Origin of the sequence: Shouchella xiaoxiensis, from assembly GCF_016907895.1 — a bacterium.
In the GTDB taxonomy this organism is placed as follows: Bacteria; Bacillota; Bacilli; order Bacillales; family Bacillaceae_D; genus Shouchella; species Shouchella xiaoxiensis.
This window is the reverse complement of the sequence record NZ_JAFBCV010000004.1, coordinates 197,768-213,922: the sequence shown is the minus strand read 5'-3', so window position 1 is coordinate 213,922 and position 16,155 is coordinate 197,768. Positions and strand designations below refer to the sequence as shown.

At 39.5% G+C, this 16,155-nt stretch carries 16 protein-coding genes; 3 read left to right on the top strand and 13 right to left on the bottom strand.

What is annotated here, in order from left to right; translation table 11 throughout:
* Positions 1 to 2: 2 nt before the first annotated feature.
* From fadR to JOC54_RS08565, 10 genes are all read right to left on the bottom strand, one after another.
* A complete protein-coding gene (fadR, locus tag JOC54_RS08610; RefSeq protein ID WP_204465709.1) occupies positions 3 to 605 on the bottom strand; it encodes a fatty acid metabolism transcriptional regulator FadR in 603 nt (200 codons plus the stop codon).
* Between the two features lie 135 nt (positions 606 to 740).
* Complete coding sequence (locus JOC54_RS08605; protein ID WP_204465708.1) at positions 741 to 2,441, bottom strand: long-chain-fatty-acid--CoA ligase; 1,701 nt, start codon at positions 2,439 to 2,441, stop codon at positions 741 to 743.
* A gap of 257 nt (positions 2,442 to 2,698) precedes the next feature.
* Complete coding sequence (locus tag JOC54_RS08600; RefSeq protein ID WP_035419785.1) at positions 2,699 to 3,109, bottom strand: DUF350 domain-containing protein; 411 nt, start codon at positions 3,107 to 3,109, stop codon at positions 2,699 to 2,701.
* A gap of 14 nt (positions 3,110 to 3,123) precedes the next feature.
* Positions 3,124 to 5,484, bottom strand: coding sequence for an endonuclease MutS2 (locus tag JOC54_RS08595; protein WP_204465707.1), 2,361 nt, complete (start codon positions 5,482 to 5,484; stop codon positions 3,124 to 3,126).
* Between the two features lie 13 nt (positions 5,485 to 5,497).
* Positions 5,498 to 7,210, bottom strand: coding sequence for a DNA polymerase/3'-5' exonuclease PolX (gene polX, locus JOC54_RS08590; protein ID WP_204465706.1), 1,713 nt, complete (start codon positions 7,208 to 7,210; stop codon positions 5,498 to 5,500).
* Between the two features lie 98 nt (positions 7,211 to 7,308).
* Positions 7,309 to 7,848 carry a CvpA family protein gene (locus JOC54_RS08585; protein ID WP_054793211.1) on the bottom strand — a complete coding sequence of 180 codons (540 nt, stop codon included), beginning with the start codon at positions 7,846 to 7,848 and terminating at the stop codon, positions 7,309 to 7,311.
* 1 nt (position 7,849) lies between these two features.
* Positions 7,850 to 8,086 (bottom strand): cell division protein ZapA, encoded by a 237-nt coding sequence (zapA, locus tag JOC54_RS08580; protein WP_035440302.1) that lies wholly within the window; start codon positions 8,084 to 8,086, stop codon positions 7,850 to 7,852.
* 128 nt (positions 8,087 to 8,214) lie between these two features.
* Entirely contained in the window at positions 8,215 to 10,641 is a 2,427-nt protein-coding gene (pheT, locus tag JOC54_RS08575; RefSeq protein WP_204465704.1) for a phenylalanine--tRNA ligase subunit beta, read from the bottom strand.
* 14 nt (positions 10,642 to 10,655) lie between these two features.
* Positions 10,656 to 11,690 carry a phenylalanine--tRNA ligase subunit alpha gene (pheS, locus tag JOC54_RS08570; RefSeq protein WP_204465702.1) on the bottom strand — a complete coding sequence of 345 codons (1,035 nt, stop codon included), beginning with the start codon at positions 11,688 to 11,690 and terminating at the stop codon, positions 10,656 to 10,658.
* Between the two features lie 324 nt (positions 11,691 to 12,014).
* Positions 12,015 to 12,755, bottom strand: a complete 741-nt coding sequence (locus JOC54_RS08565) for a TrmH family RNA methyltransferase (RefSeq protein ID WP_204465700.1) — start codon at positions 12,753 to 12,755, stop codon at positions 12,015 to 12,017.
* A 120-nt stretch (positions 12,756 to 12,875) separates the two neighbouring features.
* Here JOC54_RS08565 and sspI point away from each other — a divergent pair, with 120 nt between their 5' ends.
* Entirely contained in the window at positions 12,876 to 13,082 is a 207-nt protein-coding gene (sspI, locus tag JOC54_RS08560; RefSeq protein WP_035419794.1) for a small acid-soluble spore protein SspI, read from the top strand.
* A 36-nt stretch (positions 13,083 to 13,118) separates the two neighbouring features.
* Here sspI and JOC54_RS08555 read toward each other — a convergent pair whose 3' ends face one another.
* The gene (locus tag JOC54_RS08555; RefSeq protein WP_204465698.1) at positions 13,119 to 13,859 is read right to left on the bottom strand and encodes an Imm26 family immunity protein; all 741 of its coding nucleotides are present in this window, start codon (positions 13,857 to 13,859) and stop codon (positions 13,119 to 13,121) included.
* Between the two features lie 88 nt (positions 13,860 to 13,947).
* Between JOC54_RS08555 and JOC54_RS08550 the strand changes: the two genes are divergently transcribed.
* Positions 13,948 to 14,133, top strand: coding sequence for a hypothetical protein (locus tag JOC54_RS08550; RefSeq protein WP_204465696.1), 186 nt, complete (start codon positions 13,948 to 13,950; stop codon positions 14,131 to 14,133).
* A gap of 78 nt (positions 14,134 to 14,211) precedes the next feature.
* Here the strand turns inward: JOC54_RS08550 and JOC54_RS08545 are convergent, their stop codons facing one another.
* Entirely contained in the window at positions 14,212 to 14,493 is a 282-nt protein-coding gene (locus JOC54_RS08545; protein ID WP_204465694.1) for a hypothetical protein, read from the bottom strand.
* A gap of 20 nt (positions 14,494 to 14,513) precedes the next feature.
* Positions 14,514 to 15,581 carry a M42 family metallopeptidase gene (locus JOC54_RS08540; RefSeq protein ID WP_496197760.1) on the bottom strand — a complete coding sequence of 356 codons (1,068 nt, stop codon included), beginning with the start codon at positions 15,579 to 15,581 and terminating at the stop codon, positions 14,514 to 14,516.
* Between the two features lie 169 nt (positions 15,582 to 15,750).
* On the opposite strand from JOC54_RS08540, the gene JOC54_RS08535 reads away from it, so the two are divergent.
* Positions 15,751 to 16,131: a hypothetical protein gene (locus JOC54_RS08535; RefSeq protein ID WP_035419798.1), complete on the top strand. Its 381-nt coding sequence runs from the start codon at positions 15,751 to 15,753 to the stop codon at positions 16,129 to 16,131.
* The last annotated feature ends 24 nt before the right edge of the window (positions 16,132 to 16,155 follow it).

The following is a 16,155-nucleotide window of genomic DNA, read 5'->3' as shown; positions in this document are numbered from 1 at the left end:
TATTACTCAGCTCCTCTCGTTTTGCTTGATAATCCATAGAGAAGCATCTCTTGAACCTTGTTTGTCTGACCTTTCAAAGAAAATTTCCCTTCAGACATCACCCAGTTTGAGACGACTTCATCTAACGTTCCAAAAATCATTTGTCTTGCTAGTAGGGAATCTAGCTGTGAATAAAAAGCCCCACTCATTTTTCCTTCCGTAACTAATTCGTCGATAAGCGACAAATATCCTTTTAATACTTGATTAATCCTCAAACGAAGTTCCGTTTTTGATTGTCGAAGTTCGAGTTGTGTCACAACTGCTAAGTTAAAATCTTTTTCAAGCTGAGTGAAATGTGATTCAGTCAGGATTCTTAGCTTCTCTTCTATTGTTAATTGTTGCTTAATTTTCTCATTGCTTTTTTCAACGAAAGCACCCATTTTTTCTTGAAAGAGCGAAATCAAAATATCTTCTTTGTTTTTAAAATACAAATAGATCGTTCCATCAGCCACACCAGCTTCTTTGGCAATCTTTGAAACCTGCGCTTGATGAAACCCATGTTTCGCAATAACAATAACAGCTGCATCAATGATTTGGTCATACTTCTGACCTCTTTTTTTACTCAAACCGATCGCTCCTTACAAAAGACATGAATGAATGTTCATTCATATAATTGGAGTATAGTACGAAAAAGAATGATTGTCAATTAGCACGCCCTTATAACGAAAGGTTTCCCTGCAAGTGCAAAGAAACCTTCCTACTTATGCTTGCTTCTTTTCAACTGCCTCACTCTGGGCTCTTTCTTCATCGAGCAGAACTCGTTTTAATATTTTGCCTGTCAGCGTAGCAGGTAGCTCCTTTCTAAATTCAAAGATTCGAGGCAGTTTATATGCAGCCATTCTCTTTCTGCAATACGTTTCAAGCTCTTCTTTTGTGACAGAAGAATCTGGTTTTAGCACGACAAATGCTTTAACGGTCTCTCCTCTATACTCATCTGGAATTCCTACTACCGCTGCTTGAATGATATCATCATGTTCGTACAGTACCTCTTCAATTTCTCGAGGGTAGATATTATAACCACTCGCAATAATCATTTCTTTCTTGCGATCAACAATAAAAACATAGCCTTCGTCATCCATTCGCCCCATATCACCGCTCTTAAACCAATCGCCATGAAATGTCTGGTTTGTATCTTCTGGTCGATTCCAATAACCAGACATCACTTGAGGGCCTTTAATAAAAACTTCTCCAATCTCACCAATTTCCGCTTCTCCATCTTTTTCAGCAGAATAGATCATCATTTCCGTATCAGGCCATGGGATACCTACACTACCGGTTTTGCGTTTATCCCAAATCGGATTTGCACAAGCTACTGGTGACGTCTCTGTCAATCCATATCCTTCAACTATTCGTCCATTTGTTAATTTTTCGAACTTCTGCTGTACTTCTAAAGGTAGAGCAGATGCACCGCTAATACACGCTTTTATAGAGGTTAAATCATAGTCACCGATATCCGAGCGGTTACATAACGCAACATACATTGTTGGAGCGCCAGGAAACAGCGTAATCTTTTGTTTCTCGATCGTTTTTAACACATCAACAGGATTAAATCGTGGTAACAGAACCATTGTTTGACTCTTCATCACTGCCACATTCATCACTGTAGTCATACCATAAACATGGAAAAAAGGCATTACACCAAGAACACGCTCACATGCTTCTTCAGCCTTGTACAGCCACGAATCACATTGCTTAGAATTTACAACTAAGTTTCGATGCGTTAACATAACCCCTTTCGCTAAACCTGTTGTTCCTCCCGTGTACTGTAAAAGGGCTAGTTCATCTGCCTTCACTTCCACGTTTATTTCAACTGGTTTTCCTTCTTTGATTAATTTCGTAAAGCGGAGAATTCGTTCGGAATACTCTACTTTCACTTTAGGTATACCTTGTTTCTTTTGAACCAATGGGAAAAGCAAGCCTTTAGGAAAAGGAAGGTAATCAGCAATGCCAGTCACAATAATTAATTCAAGGGGCGTTTGGTCCATAACCTTCTGGACTCTAGGCAGTACAGAATCTAAGCATAAAATTAACTTAGCTTGTGAATCAATCAATTGATGCTGCAACTCACGCTCAACATATAGTGGATTTGTTTGGACAACGATGCCCCCTGCCATTAATACACCGTAGTAACTAATGATGGACTGCGGGGTATTAGGTAACATAATTGCTACGCGATCCCCTTTTTTCAAACCAAGCTTTACTAGTTGATTAGCGAATCGTAAGGATTGATCATACAACTGCTCATACGTCATTGACTTCCCTAGAAAATGAACGGCTTCATGCTCTGGATACTTCTTGGCAGACTCTTTGAAAAAATGTTGTAATGGCACGTTATCGTATTCAAGTGAGGGCTTCACTTCTTTCGGGTAGTGCTCTGTCCATCTTTTTTCAATGCTCTCCATTGTTCTCCTCCTCGTCATTAAGGCTCCTCTCGCAAATTGGTTCTCCTCATCTTCTATTGTATTGTAATCGCTTTCAATTTCCAAATGTTTTTTTCTTTTTTTTACAAACAATTTGACTATCTGCTTTAAAGAAAAAAACCTTGTGCCAAGGCACAAGGTTTTGATCACGCGAATAGAACCAAAAAAACGATTCCTGCTAAAGCAAACAGACCACAACATACATATAAAATCTTGATTAATAATTCCATAAACCACCTCTACGATTTAATACCGGCTGATATAACAAAAGAAAGACCAACAGATAACAAAAGGGATAACAGTCCTACTGCTCGGTTGTCATTAGCAATTTCTTTGTCGACTTTGAATCCCGGCATTAAAAATTCAAAAATAAAATAACTAAACAACAGTAAAGTAAAGCCTACCGCTCCCCATAGAAGCATCGTTAAAAGCGAATCAGATTGCTGGATTGAAGAAGCAAAGATATTCGCTACTCCAAACATCTTGCCACCTGTTGCCATCGCAACAGCGACATTTCCTCGCTTAATTTCTTCCCAGTTATTGTAACTTGTCACCGTTTCGAAGATTGTAAGAAAAACAATGAGCATTAATATGGTGACGCTGTAATTGGCAATTGTTTGTATCCACTCATTCGCCAAAAGAGATTCCATCACATAATTCCTTTCTATTTGAGCTCGACCACGGTATTGCCAAGTCCACCTTCATTTGATCCTCCATCACGAGCAGATTTTATCCTCGGATGGTTCGCTACGTATTGTTTGACCCCTTTTCTTAAAGCGCCAGTGCCTTTACCATGGATGAGTGAAACGTGGTGATATCCAGCTAACAGCGCATCATCAATATATTTCTCTATTTTTCTCATCGCATCTTCATAACGCTCTCCACGTAAATCGAGTTCGGGTTTCACATGGGCTTGATTCCCCCAAATTGTTGTAATCGATTTCGTTGGTTCAGGCGCTTTTTCCACAACCTGCATATCATTCACATTAACTGTCATTTTCATAATTCCTAATTGGACTTGGAATTCGGACTCATTAATTTGTTTAATAACAGAACCTTTTTGGTTAAAACTAATGACCTTCACTTCATCACCAGGTTTAGGTGTCTGCTTCGCTTTTTCTGCAACTCGCTTAACCTGACGTTGCTTTTTATTTAGTAATTTCGGGGCAGCTTCTTCTAAGTGTTTTTTTGCATCAATTAATTTATGCTCTTTCACAGATAAGCCTTGTTTTTGCATATCCCTTAATTCAGATATAATGACATCGGCTTCTTCTTTTGCATCAGCAATTGCTTTGGCAGCTTTACGTTCAGCTTCTTCCATTAATCCGTCTTTAAGTTGGTCAAATTCTTTCACTTTGGCTTCTAATTCGCTTTTTAATACAGCCGCTTCTTTTCGAATTGTTTCCGCTTTACTCCTTTCTTTTTCAGCAGATTTCTGGCTATCTTCGAGCGACGCAATCATTTTCTCGACTTGTGTTGCTTCGCTGTCTATTTGTAATTTAGCTTGTTCAATGACATCCTCTGATAAGCCTAACCTTCTCGATATAGCGAACGCATTACTACGACCAGGTACCCCAACTAATAAACGATAGGTTGGACGCAATGTTTCAACATCAAATTCAACACTCGCATTAAGTGCGCCTTCTCGATTGTATGCATAGCCTTTTAATTCACTGTAGTGAGTGGTTGCTGCTGCAAGCGCTCCCCGCTTATAGACATAATCGAGTATTGATATAGCTAGCGCCGCTCCTTCTGTTGGATCAGTACCAGCTCCTAATTCATCAAATAGAACTAAACTGTTTGCATTCATTTCTTTTAAAATGGAGACAATGTTTTTCATATGAGAAGAGAACGTGCTCAGACTCTGTTCAATCGACTGTTCATCGCCAATGTCAGCAAAGATGTGTTCAAAAACCGCAAGTTCCGTCTCGTCATCAGCTGGTATATGAAGACCGGATTGTGCCATTAACGTTAGCAAGCCAATTGTTTTTAGGGTTACTGTTTTCCCACCTGTATTTGGACCTGTTATAACGAGAGAACGAATTTGTCCACCGATTGAGATATCGCTAGGAACAACTTCATCTACAGGCAATAACGGATGCCGCGCCTGTTTTAAATCTAAATAACCATTTTCATTTAGTTTAGGTTTGATTGCCTTTATTGATCTAGCGTAATAGGCTTTTGCACAGATAAAATCAACTGATGCCAGAGTCTCAACATTTTGGAGCAACGCCTCTGCTTCTTCACCTACTTGATTTGATAGATCAGTTAAAATCCGTTCAATTTCTCGTTTTTCTTTAACCTTCGCTTCTGTGAGTTGGTTGTTTAGCGTAACAATCGAAGCCGGTTCAATAAATAAAGTTGCTCCCGAGGAAGATTGATCGTGAATAATCCCACCAAAGTTGCCCCGGTATTCTTGCTTTACTGGTATGACGTAACGATCACCACGAATCGTAACAATGGCATCAGACAGCATTTTTCTTGTTCCAGAAGAGCGTGTCATTTGTTCAAGCTTTGATTTAACATTTGATTCAAAAGATCGGATCTGCTGACGAACCGTTCTTAACGTCGTGCTTGCGTGATCCAATACATAGCCGTTGTCATCAATACATTGCTTAATTGCTTTTTCAAGTGGAGACAATGGTTCAATGGACGAAGCTAACTCGTATAAATAAGGAACATCAATATGTCCGTCTTCAATTAAATCTTCAAAGAAGTGCTTCACTCGTTTTGCGCCATACAGAGTCGATGCAATCTCCATTAGTTCAGTTGCGGACAAAGCTCCACCTATAGCGGTCCGCTTAATGTGAGGCCGTACATCACTTATTCCTCCCAGAGGAATTTGACCTTTTAGACGAACAACAGTAACGGCTTCTGCTGTTTCATCTTGCATTTTCTGCACGTCTTGCAAGTGTACTGATGGAATTAGTTCATTTATTTTCTGCCTTCCGAGAGAAGAAGCAACATGTTCAAGTAGCTGTTTTTTCATCTTGCTGTATTCTAATACGCGTTGTACATGCTCCATTACAACCCCTCCTTCAATCTATCTTTAACCATTTTTTTAACTTGCTTAAGGTCCATGTATTAATCACATCATTTTGTGATAGCATTGCTTTTCTTGCTTGTCCATATCCATAATCGACGTAAGTTAATGATTCTTTTCTATGTGCATCTGAATTAATTGCTAGCAGTACGCCTTTCTTAGCAGCAAGCTTTAACCATTTTACTTCAAGATCAAGCCGACTTGGACTCGAATTTAATTCAAGCGCTGTATTAGTCATACTTGCCCATTCAATCAATTGTTCGACATCAACATTGTATCCTTCTCTCTTCCCAATCAAGCGCCCAGTTGGGTGGGCAACTAGGTTAACGTTCGGATTATCCATCGCTGCTTTTAGGCGTTTCATAATCGTTGCTTGATCTTGAGAAAAGGATGAATGAATCGAAGCAATAACAAAATCAATCGTTTCAAGAACGTCATCTGGATAGTCGAGCTCACCGTTTGGCAATATATCCATTTCAATTCCGGTTAAAATTCGGAAATCTGTGTTCTGTTGATTTAACTCGCGGATGCGTTCATGCTGCTCTTTCAATCGTTCAATAGAAAGCCCATTAGCCACTCTTAAATATTGGGAATGGTCGGTTATTGCTATATGCGTGTAGTTTCTTGCTTTAGCAGCATCAACCATTTCTTCGATTGAGTTCGCTCCATCACTCCACGTTGTATGCATATGCAAATCTGATTTCGCATCAGTTGCCCATAAACTCTCATCTTGTGTTAAGTACCTGTCAATTTCAGAGCCATCTTCTCTTGCTTCAGGAGGAATATAAGGAAGATTAAAATGTTGATAAAACGCTTCTTCTGAGTTGAATGTACAAATTGAACCATCTTCAATTTTTTCAACTCCATATTCATTAATCTTCTCTCCTTGTTGCTTTGCTATTTGTCTCATTCTAACATTGTGGTCTTTTGAACCCGTAAAATGATGAAGGGCAGTTGCAAATTCCTGTGGTTCAACGATTCGAAAATCGACTGAAATCACATGTTGTTCAAGACTGAGCTCAATTGATACCTTCGTATCTCCCTTGGCGATAATGGATTGAATGCCACTCAAATTCAGTAACTGCTCTTTTACCGCTGCTGCATCATTTGTAGAGATGATATAATCCAAATCTTTAACCGTTTCTCGAAGCCTACGTAAGCTACCCGCTCTTGAAAACTCAGTTATACAGTTAGATTGTTTCAGCTCTTCTTCCAATTGCTCAGCAAACGGAAGCACAGAAGCAATTGGTAACCGACTCGGTTTCGTTTTCCAAGCGTCTAAAGCCTCAATAATTTTTTCTTCAGATTTCTGACCAAAACCTGACATCGCTCTAATCTTCTCAGAACGAGCAGCTTCCAACAGTCCATCTGCGTCTATAATTCCTAATTCTCGGTACAAACGTCCAATTTTCTTGCCACCAAGGCCCGGTAGCGTTAACAATTGAATCAAGTTCGCTGGGATTTCTGCTTTTAACTCCTCCAATAATGGAGCGTAACCTAATTCTTTAAACTCGCGAATAACGACTGCCGTTCCCTGACCGATGCCTGTTAATTTTTTGGGGTCTTCAATTTGATCAAGTGTTCTCTCATCTTGTTCAAGTGCTAATGCTGCTTTTCGATATGCAGCTATTTTAAATGGATTTTCACCTTTAATTTCTAAATAGACGGCAATTTCTTCTAATCCTTGAATGACTTGTTTTTTATCCATCTTTGTCTCTCCTTTAACTCAATCTCTATCATACAGAGTCCAGTGGCGGAAAATCAAATGGAACAGCAGAAAAGCAGCTCGCTATGCGCGAGCTGCCATTAAAAAGATGGGCTTACCCATAATTCGTTCAGCCAATTGGATAAATACGGTGTATGATTAATCATAAATTCAGCAACGACGGAAGATTGCAGCAACGCCTGTACGTCACCGATCGGAATAACGGTTGCAACAAATAAAAGGACAAACAGCAATAAATAAATTTCGACAAACCCCAAAATTCCTCCGAGCAGTTTATTAATTGCGTTTAAAAACGGTAGATGAGAAACAAAATCCAACATCGACCCAATAATATGCAGAATTATCTTTGCACCGAAGAACAACAGCGCAAACGCAATTGCAGAATAATAGACACTCTCCGCATTAAAAGAATCTATAATCATTCCGATTGTTTCATTACTTGAGAAATCAGGATACGGGATATATAAACGAATTGTACTGGCTAAAGGCTCATAATACCTCCAAGCAACAAATATGGCGACAAAGAATCCAACTAAATGAATAAGTTGTAAAACAAAGCCTCTTCGTCTACCAATAAAAAAACCAAAAACCAGTAATAGCAAGATGACTAAACTGACCATTTTATTCTCCTTCACGTTCTCGTTTCATTTTTAAATATTCATCCGCCAGATTTAAAGCTGTTAAAACGGATAATTTAGTTGTATCTAGATATGGATTCTTTTTTTTCAATTCATCCATCTTTTGATTAATATACTTAGCCACTTCTTTTACATGGCTCGGTTCTTCTTCGCTCACAACTTTATAAACCTGTCCTTGAATTCGGACTGTTGTTCTTGATTTGTTATTGTCTTTTTCCACGAGAGAACCCCCAAACCGTTGTGCCGTAGTTAAAACTATGTTTCATCATACCACGTAAAAGTTAATTATGAAACTGTTAAAAAGCGATTACCCCAAAGGGTAACCGCTCCAGTAAAAGAGGTAGAGTACTATGAGCGCAACACTGCGTTAAGCTGCTCCGTTAAAGCCACCAAAACCTTAGTATGAGCGTGCTGCACATCTTCATCTGTCAACGTGCGCTCTGCGTGGCGATACGTTAATGAGAAAGCAACCGATTTCTTTCCTGCTTCCATATGCTCTCCCTCATAAACATCAAATAAGCTGACTGCTGTTAATAATTCTCCACCAGTTGAAACAATTAACTGCTCCAGCGTCGCGACAGAAATATCGTGATCAACAACAAGGGCGATGTCACGAACAATGGCAGGATATCGTGGGACACCTTGATAAAGCTTGTTGTCTTTATTTAGACGTAAAATAGCTTCAATCTGCAAATCAAAAACATATGATTCATTTAACCCAAGCTTTTTTTGTAAACTAGGATGAACTTGACCAATGTAACCCATTGGTTCTTCATCAATAAGGATACGGGCTGAGCGTCCTGGATGAAGACCATCTTGCTCTGTCGCTTCGTATCGAACACGTTTCGACAAACCTAATGCGGCAAAGACCTCTTCAAGAATCCCTTTTAATAAAAAGAAGTCAGCTTGTTTTTTCTCGCCTTGCCACTTATGTTCCAGGTACGTTCCGCTAACGAAAGCAGCAACCCGCTCTTGTTCATGTGGAAGTTCTGTCAAGCTTGTCTCTTCCGTTAGAAAGACAGAGCCCAATTCATAAATAAACAAGTCCTGGTTCTTGTGATTTATATTGTAAGCAGCAATATCATATAAATGAGGAAGTAAACTTGTACGCATCACACTTCTCTCTTCACTCATTGGCTTATCAATCGCAATTGGATGTAGGTCTTTCTGAGCAAACAGAGCAGCTTTTGACTTACTTGTAAGAGAATAAGAAATGACTTCTGATAGACCAGAACTTCTTAAGGAATTCTCTACATTTACTCTCGCCGACTGATAATCCGTGCGCTTCCCTTGTGTTGCTGTTCCAACAGGCAGTGTAGATGGCAAATGATCGTAGCCATAGATTCGTGCCACTTCTTCATACAAATCTTCTTTAATAAGGATATCCTGTCTGCGCGACGGAATTGTCACAACTAGATCCGCTTCTACTTTCTCACATGGAAACTGGAGGCGACCAATAATTCCTGCTACTTCAGAAATACTCAATTCTGTTCCAAGTCGATGATTCATTTCATTTAAATTTAAAGAAATGACGACTTGCTTCGTTGCTCGGTGGTCTTCTTCAGCCACACCTTGCAATACAACACCGCCCGCCAATTCCTGAATTAAGTAAGCTGCTCTTCTAGCTGCTTCATTTACTCGCCATACATTTATCCCTTTTTCAAAACGTGCACTAGAATCACTTCTTAAGCTGCTTTGTTTTGCTGAGAGTCTAACTAAGGTTGGCTGGAATGCTGCCGCTTCAAGCACCACCATTGTTGTATCATTTGTCACTTCTGAATCCAGTCCGCCCATTACACCTGCAAGGGCAACTGGTACCTTACCGTTTGTCACAACCAGCTGTTCAGAGCTTAATTCACGCTGCTCCCCATCTAACGTTGTAAATGCTTCTTTCTCTTTAGCACGACGCACATGAATTTGTTTAGAACCGAGCGCATGATAGTCAAAAGCGTGCAGTGGCTGTCCGTATTCTAGAAGCACATAGTTTGTCACGTCAACCACATTGCTAATTGGGCGAATACCGGCAGCTGTTAACCGATTTTGTAGCCAAACCGGAGACGGTTCTACCTTGATATCCTTAATGACAATCGCTTGGTAATAAGGCGTGTCCTCTCCGTCTTCCACAGAAACAGACAAATGACTCTCAGCGGTTTCCTTAATCTCTCTAACTTTTACCTTGGGCATTTTTACCGGTCGATCATAAAGAGCAGCCAGTTCATAAGCAACTCCAAGCATATGCATACAATCAGATCGATTCGCGGTTAAGTCCAGTTCAAGCACTTCATCATCTAAAGCAAATAGCGCTAAAACGTCATCCCCTGGTTTTACTGTTTCAGTTTGCGGGAAAACATAAATTCCTTCTGCGTATTGCTTCGGCACAAGTTTGTTTTCAATCCCAAGCTCCTGTAAAGAACAAATCATTCCTTGAGAAACCTGCCCACGCAATTTTGCCTTCTTTATTTTCATTCCACCTGGTAAACGGGCGCCCACTTTTGCAACAGCAACAAACTGTCCGCTATCAACATTAGGTGCTCCACAAACGATCTGAACAGGTTCTTCATCGCCAATATCGACTTGACACACATTAAGTTTATCCGCATCTGGATGTTGCTGCTTATCCATTACATAGCCAACGACAACATTCGTGGCTCCTTGGTTACGCTTATGGACAAAATCTATTTCAATTCCACTTCTAGTCATTTTTTCCGCTATTTCGATTGGCTGAATATCAGCTAAATCAATATAGTCTTGAAGCCATTTATAAGAAACCAACATCGGTTTACCCTCCCTTAAAGCGTTTTAAATTGGTTTAAAAAGCGTAGATCATTTGTGTAAAATTGACGGATGTCATCAATATCATATTTAAGCATTGCCAGTCGTTCAACACCCATACCAAATGCAAACCCACTGTACTCTTTTGGATCAAATCCGCTCATCTCAAGCACGCGGGGATGAACCATTCCTGCCCCTAACACTTCAATCCAACCAGATTGTTTACAGACACGGCACCCATTACCAGAACAAATACCACAGGAAACATCAATTTCAACGGATGGCTCTGTAAAAGGGAAGAAGCTTGGCCGCAACCGAATGTTACGTTCTTTACCAAAGAATTGTTTAGCGAATGATTCTAATACGCCTTTTAAGTCACTCATTCGCACATCTTTATCAACATATAGACCTTCTGTCTGCATGAACTGATGCGAGTGCGTTGCATCGTCATCATCTCTTCTAAACACTTTACCAGGTACAATGACTTTTACTGGACCTTTTCCTTGATGTTTTTCCATTGTCCGGGCCTGTACTGGTGAAGTCTGAGTTCTAAGCAATAATTCCTCTGTGATATAAAATGAATCCTGCATATCTCTAGCTGGATGATCTTTTGGTAAATTTAAAGCCTCAAAGTTGTAATAATCGGTTTCAATCTCCGGACCTTCCGCAATTGAAAATCCAAGCCCTAAAAAGATCTCCTCAATTTCACCAACGACCGCGCTTAACGGATGTGTTGTCCCGATTGGAACAGGTCTCCCAGGCAACGTTACGTCGATCGTTTCCATACCCAGCTGGTCTTCAAGTGCTTTTTGTTCAAGCAATACACTTTTTTGGTTAATCGCGTCCTTAATTTCATCCCTGACGACATTTGCCAAGGCACCAATGACCGGTCTTTCTTCAGCAGAAAGCTTTCCCATTCCTCTAAGTACTTCTGTAATGGGTCCTTTTTTTCCTAAATAGGCTACTCGAATGTCTTGTAACTCTTTTTCACTTTGAACATTTTTTACTCTGTTCAAAGCCTCTTCTTTTAACAGATCTAATTGTTCACGCATGCCTTGCCCTCCTTTTAGCTTAGAAAAACAAAAAAAGCCTTCAAATCCCCCTCATAGGAAAGGGACGAAAGCTCGTGGTACCACCCTTAGTTCACAAACGTCACGTACGACGTATTGACTTCGTTCAATATAACGGCTGCTCACCGGGTGCATTTGTTAAAATGCCAGCTCAAGAGTGAATTCTGCTTTCCCTGCCTTAGAAGTGTTTTCAGTCAAGACACTTCCTCCCTTAAAGGTGGTTTAAAGCATACTAGTCTCTATCTTCGCTTTTCATTCGTATTTAATTGCTTCCAATTATAATCAAAATGTTGACTAACTGCAAGTTCACTTTTTTAACGCATACAACAAAATGCCAGTCGCTACAGCTACATTTAAAGACTCTGCTTTGACATTCTGAGGAATGTAAAGATTTCTTGTTGTTCGTTCTAACCATTTCTCTTGAACACCGACACCCTCATTGCCAACGACTAGCGCAAAAGCCTGACTGGTTTTCACTTCAGTATACGGCACAGCATGTTTTAATGCTGTACCGTATACTGGCTTCTTTATTTCAGCAAAAAAATCAAACCAATCATTTAAATCTCCGCGAAAAATCGGAATATGAAACAAGCCACCTTGAGTAGAACGAACAACTTTATCGTTGTATAAATCTGCTGTACCCTCACCTAGAACTATTCCTGAGGCATTCGCTGCAAGTGCTGTTCGAATAATCGTTCCGACATTACCAGGATCTTGTACGCCATCTAACAAAACGAAAATTCCGTCTGCGTTTCTTCTCTCTGGCACGGGGTGTTGTTTACAAATAGCAATAACCTCTTGAGGAGTTTCAGTCATTGCCAATTCTTTGATGACAGCATTCGTTACACTAATCGTTTCCCCTGAAAAAGTAAAGTCCATTTCCTCCGTATATAAAATAGCCTCGATTTCCCAGGATGCATTTAATGCTTCTTCGACGAGGTGTTTTCCTTCAATTAAAAAAGCGTTTGCTTGAGTACGACCTTTTTTTGTATGGAGTTTTTTCCATTTTTTTATCCGTTCATTTTTAATTGATTCAATTTTATTCAAGCTAAAAGCTCCTTTACCTACACATTCCTTACCATTCAAGAATAGCTTGATTTTCACTTATAATCCACATAAAAATAGACATACTAGTATTGATTCATTCATTTTTTAGGAGGTTATGGCATGGGATTTAATTTACGCGGTGCAATCATGTCCAATATTCAGGGATCTAGTCAAGATGAAGTGGAAGCAACCATTCTTGACGCCATAAAAAGTGGTGAAGAAAAGATGCTCCCTGGACTGGGTGTTCTTTTCGAAGTCTATTGGCAAAATGCAAATGAATCTGAGAAAGACCAACTCTGCTCCGATATAAGCAAAGGACTGAGTTAACTGATAAAAAAGCGAGCACTATTATGCTCGCTTTTTCTAATACATATTACGAACGAGCTGAGTCGTTGTTTGCCCTTCATAAATACCCATTAACCATTTTTCAATAATGGACCAATCTAGTTTCCCCGCCGGATTTACACATCTTCTACCTTCTCTAACGCTAACTTTCCGCATGTCTTCAAGCGGGACGTAAGCATCACCTTCCGACAAATAATACTGTCCCTCTTCATAAAATACGAATGATGTATGATCAATAACACGTTCATCTAATAGAGGCTTCTGCTGATCAACCACTTGCCACCCGCCTTCAATAAAACCTGTTCTCGTCACGCATACCAAGAAAGCCGGTTCCGATTGAAAAAACGTTTTCCGAATGGTTTTCTTCTCAAGTTGTTCTTTTGTAAACAAATCATAAAACTGCATATAAAGTGAAGCTTGTCTATCACGCCCCGCATGGCCTCTAATAACCATTGCATACGTATAGCGATTAAGGAGTGGAACATATATTTCAACTACTGCGCCTGGCTTAATATCGTTAAAAGCATCTAAAGGCATTGTTTCAATGGAAACGTTCGACGCAACACGATCACGAAGTTCACGAAAATACATATCACCGTCAAGATCTAAGGCAACCTTTAACACATTACAAAGATCAGCAATTGTTGGCTTTCTCCCTAAATCTTTTTCATAGCTTTCTGCGAAATATTCTAGGAATTGAACGGAAACATCAAGGGCCTCTTCATTTAAGAAGTCTTCTTGTTCTCTCTCATTACTCATTTAATCGTTCCCCTTTCAACCTGCTTGTATACTATTTTTAACCATGCATTCATATCTTAAAAACATAACGGTTGTTAGGAGCATGAAAATGAATCTATTATTTCGCTGGGCCTTTTCTTTCATAGCCATTCTCATTCTATTTTACGGTTTGTACTTCGTATTTACTCATCCCATTGAACAATATGGGTTTCGTGGCTTTCGGTTCTTTTTATTCATATTCATTTTTTGTATCTTTCTGTACGGCATTGATTTAATCCGTAACCAACTTACTTAAAAATTTGCTATTCTTAATCATACGCCTCAGCTCACTTATTTATGCAAAACAGTAATTTGTTAGAAGAAGCAACTGATCTTATAACCAAACAAGATTAAGCATCACAACTAAGCCCAGAGTGCTTACACCGATTAGAATCCATGGTGCAAGCTTCCACTTTCCTGTTTCCGCCTTTGCAATTGAAGTCAAGCTAAATCCGACACTTGCAAATAAAACGAGTAAGGCAATTGACCCTAATGCGTTCGTAATCCAAGATGCAAGCGTTGCTGCATACCCCGTTACTAACAATACAGTAAACACGGTTAGCATCACAGCAGCTATTAGCGTCAATACAAATGACCATTTTCCATAGTGAATCATGTCGTTCTCCTTATCTTGCATTACCGATACGTTAATTCTTTAACCTTATCTGCATCCAAACGCTTAATGATTTCAACTAAAAGTTTTACTGTGTTTTCATAATCATCACGGTGTAAGATACCAGCATTTGTATGGATGTATCGTGTAGCAATCGTAATGGACAGCGCAGGCACACCATCTGCGGTTAAATGAATTGCACCAGAATCTGTCCCTCCACCGGCAATTGAATCATATTGATAAGGTATTCCAGCTTCATCAGCTGTTTTTACAACAAAATCACGTAAATCTTTATGACCAATCATGGATGCATCATATAGAATAATTTGTGGTCCAGCACCTAATGTTCCTTCACCTTTAGTACCTGGTGTGTCTGCACCAATTCCAACATCTACACCAAATCCTATATCTGGCTTAATGGCATGCGCACTTGTTTTTGCACCACGCAAGCCCACTTCTTCTTGCACAGTCCCAACACCATACACTATGTTTGGATGTTGCTCATTTTTGAGTTGTCGCAATACATCAATCGCAATGGCACAACCAATGCGATTATCCCAGGCTTTTGCCATTAGCAATTTTTCATTTTTCATTACGGTAAATTCACAAACAGGAACAATTGCATCCCCAGGCTTCACGCCAAACTCCATCGCTTCTTCCTTAGACGATGCGCCTATATCGATAAACATATCTTTAATATCAACAGGTTTTTTTCGTTGTTCAGGTGTTAAGACATGCGGCGGTTTAGAACCAATTACTCCAGAAAGATTTCCCTCGCTTGTCATTACTGTAACTCGCTGAGCAAGCATCACTTGTCCCCACCAGCCACCGATAGTCTGGAAACGAAGGAACCCTTTATCATCAATGGTTGTAACCATAAAGCCAATCTCATCAAGGTGGCCCGCAATCATAATTTTCGGTCCATCCTCAGCACCTGTTTTTTTCGCAATTAAACTGCCAAGATTATCCGTTTCAACAGAGTCAGCATAAGGTGTTATGTATGAGCGCATGACGTCTCTTGCTTCTTTCTCAAATCCAGATATCCCATTGGCATCTGTTAACGCTTTTAACATCTTGAGTTGCTCATCCAATGTGTGTCACTCCTTCAACTTTATTATTCCCTAGTATATCGAAAATCAGACTATGCAACAAACGTTTAGTAGACAAATACATCGGGAACTTTTATAAATAAGATATGAAACCTTTTTTTCCTATGTAACGTATATAAACAAACTATCATTTAAGAGAGGAGTCCTTTAGATGCTTGTACTAATGTTTCGTTTACTCATAGTTGCGACTTTCATTGTTATTGTGTATAGCATTATTCGGTATACCGTGCATCCGGAAAGGAAACTTGCTAAAGCACATGAAAACAAACAATTTTATTTATTAGATGACGAAAAAAATGTTCGGAAAAATTTCCAACTTACGTATAAAGGAACACTCTTTGAGGGTGAAAAGTATTTAGCATCGACGTCGAAATCCTTTGCTGTTGTGCGAATTTACATGAAAGCCAATAAAGATGACCTTCAAGGATTGCGCCATGAAGATTTTAGATTTATTGAAGAAGAAATTCGTCTACACTACCCAGAAGCGACGGTGGAGTGGAATACACCGATTAAAGAATTTCTTAAGAATTAAGAACACTGATTTTAAAAAAGAGAA

Coding starts and splice junctions, on each gene's coding strand:
- JOC54_RS08605 (WP_204465708.1), bottom strand. CDS start 2,441: ATGGAGAGCATTGAAAAAAGATGGACAGAGCACTACCCGAAAGAAGTG.
- JOC54_RS08600 (WP_035419785.1), bottom strand. CDS start 3,109: ATGGAATCTCTTTTGGCGAATGAGTGGATACAAACAATTGCCAATTAC.
- JOC54_RS08595 (WP_204465707.1), bottom strand. CDS start 5,484: ATGGAGCATGTACAACGCGTATTAGAATACAGCAAGATGAAAAAACAG.
- polX (WP_204465706.1), bottom strand. CDS start 7,210: ATGGATAAAAAACAAGTCATTCAAGGATTAGAAGAAATTGCCGTCTAT.
- JOC54_RS08585 (WP_054793211.1), bottom strand. CDS start 7,848: ATGGTCAGTTTAGTCATCTTGCTATTACTGGTTTTTGGTTTTTTTATT.
- pheT (WP_204465704.1), bottom strand. CDS start 10,641: ATGTTGGTTTCTTATAAATGGCTTCAAGACTATATTGATTTAGCTGAT.
- pheS (WP_204465702.1), bottom strand. CDS start 11,690: ATGCGTGAACAATTAGATCTGTTAAAAGAAGAGGCTTTGAACAGAGTA.
- sspI (WP_035419794.1), top strand. CDS start 12,876: ATGGGATTTAATTTACGCGGTGCAATCATGTCCAATATTCAGGGATCT.
- JOC54_RS08555 (WP_204465698.1), bottom strand. CDS start 13,859: ATGAGTAATGAGAGAGAACAAGAAGACTTCTTAAATGAAGAGGCCCTT.
- JOC54_RS08550 (WP_204465696.1), top strand. CDS start 13,948: ATGAATCTATTATTTCGCTGGGCCTTTTCTTTCATAGCCATTCTCATT.
- JOC54_RS08545 (WP_204465694.1), bottom strand. CDS start 14,493: ATGATTCACTATGGAAAATGGTCATTTGTATTGACGCTAATAGCTGCT.
- JOC54_RS08535 (WP_035419798.1), top strand. CDS start 15,751: ATGCTTGTACTAATGTTTCGTTTACTCATAGTTGCGACTTTCATTGTT.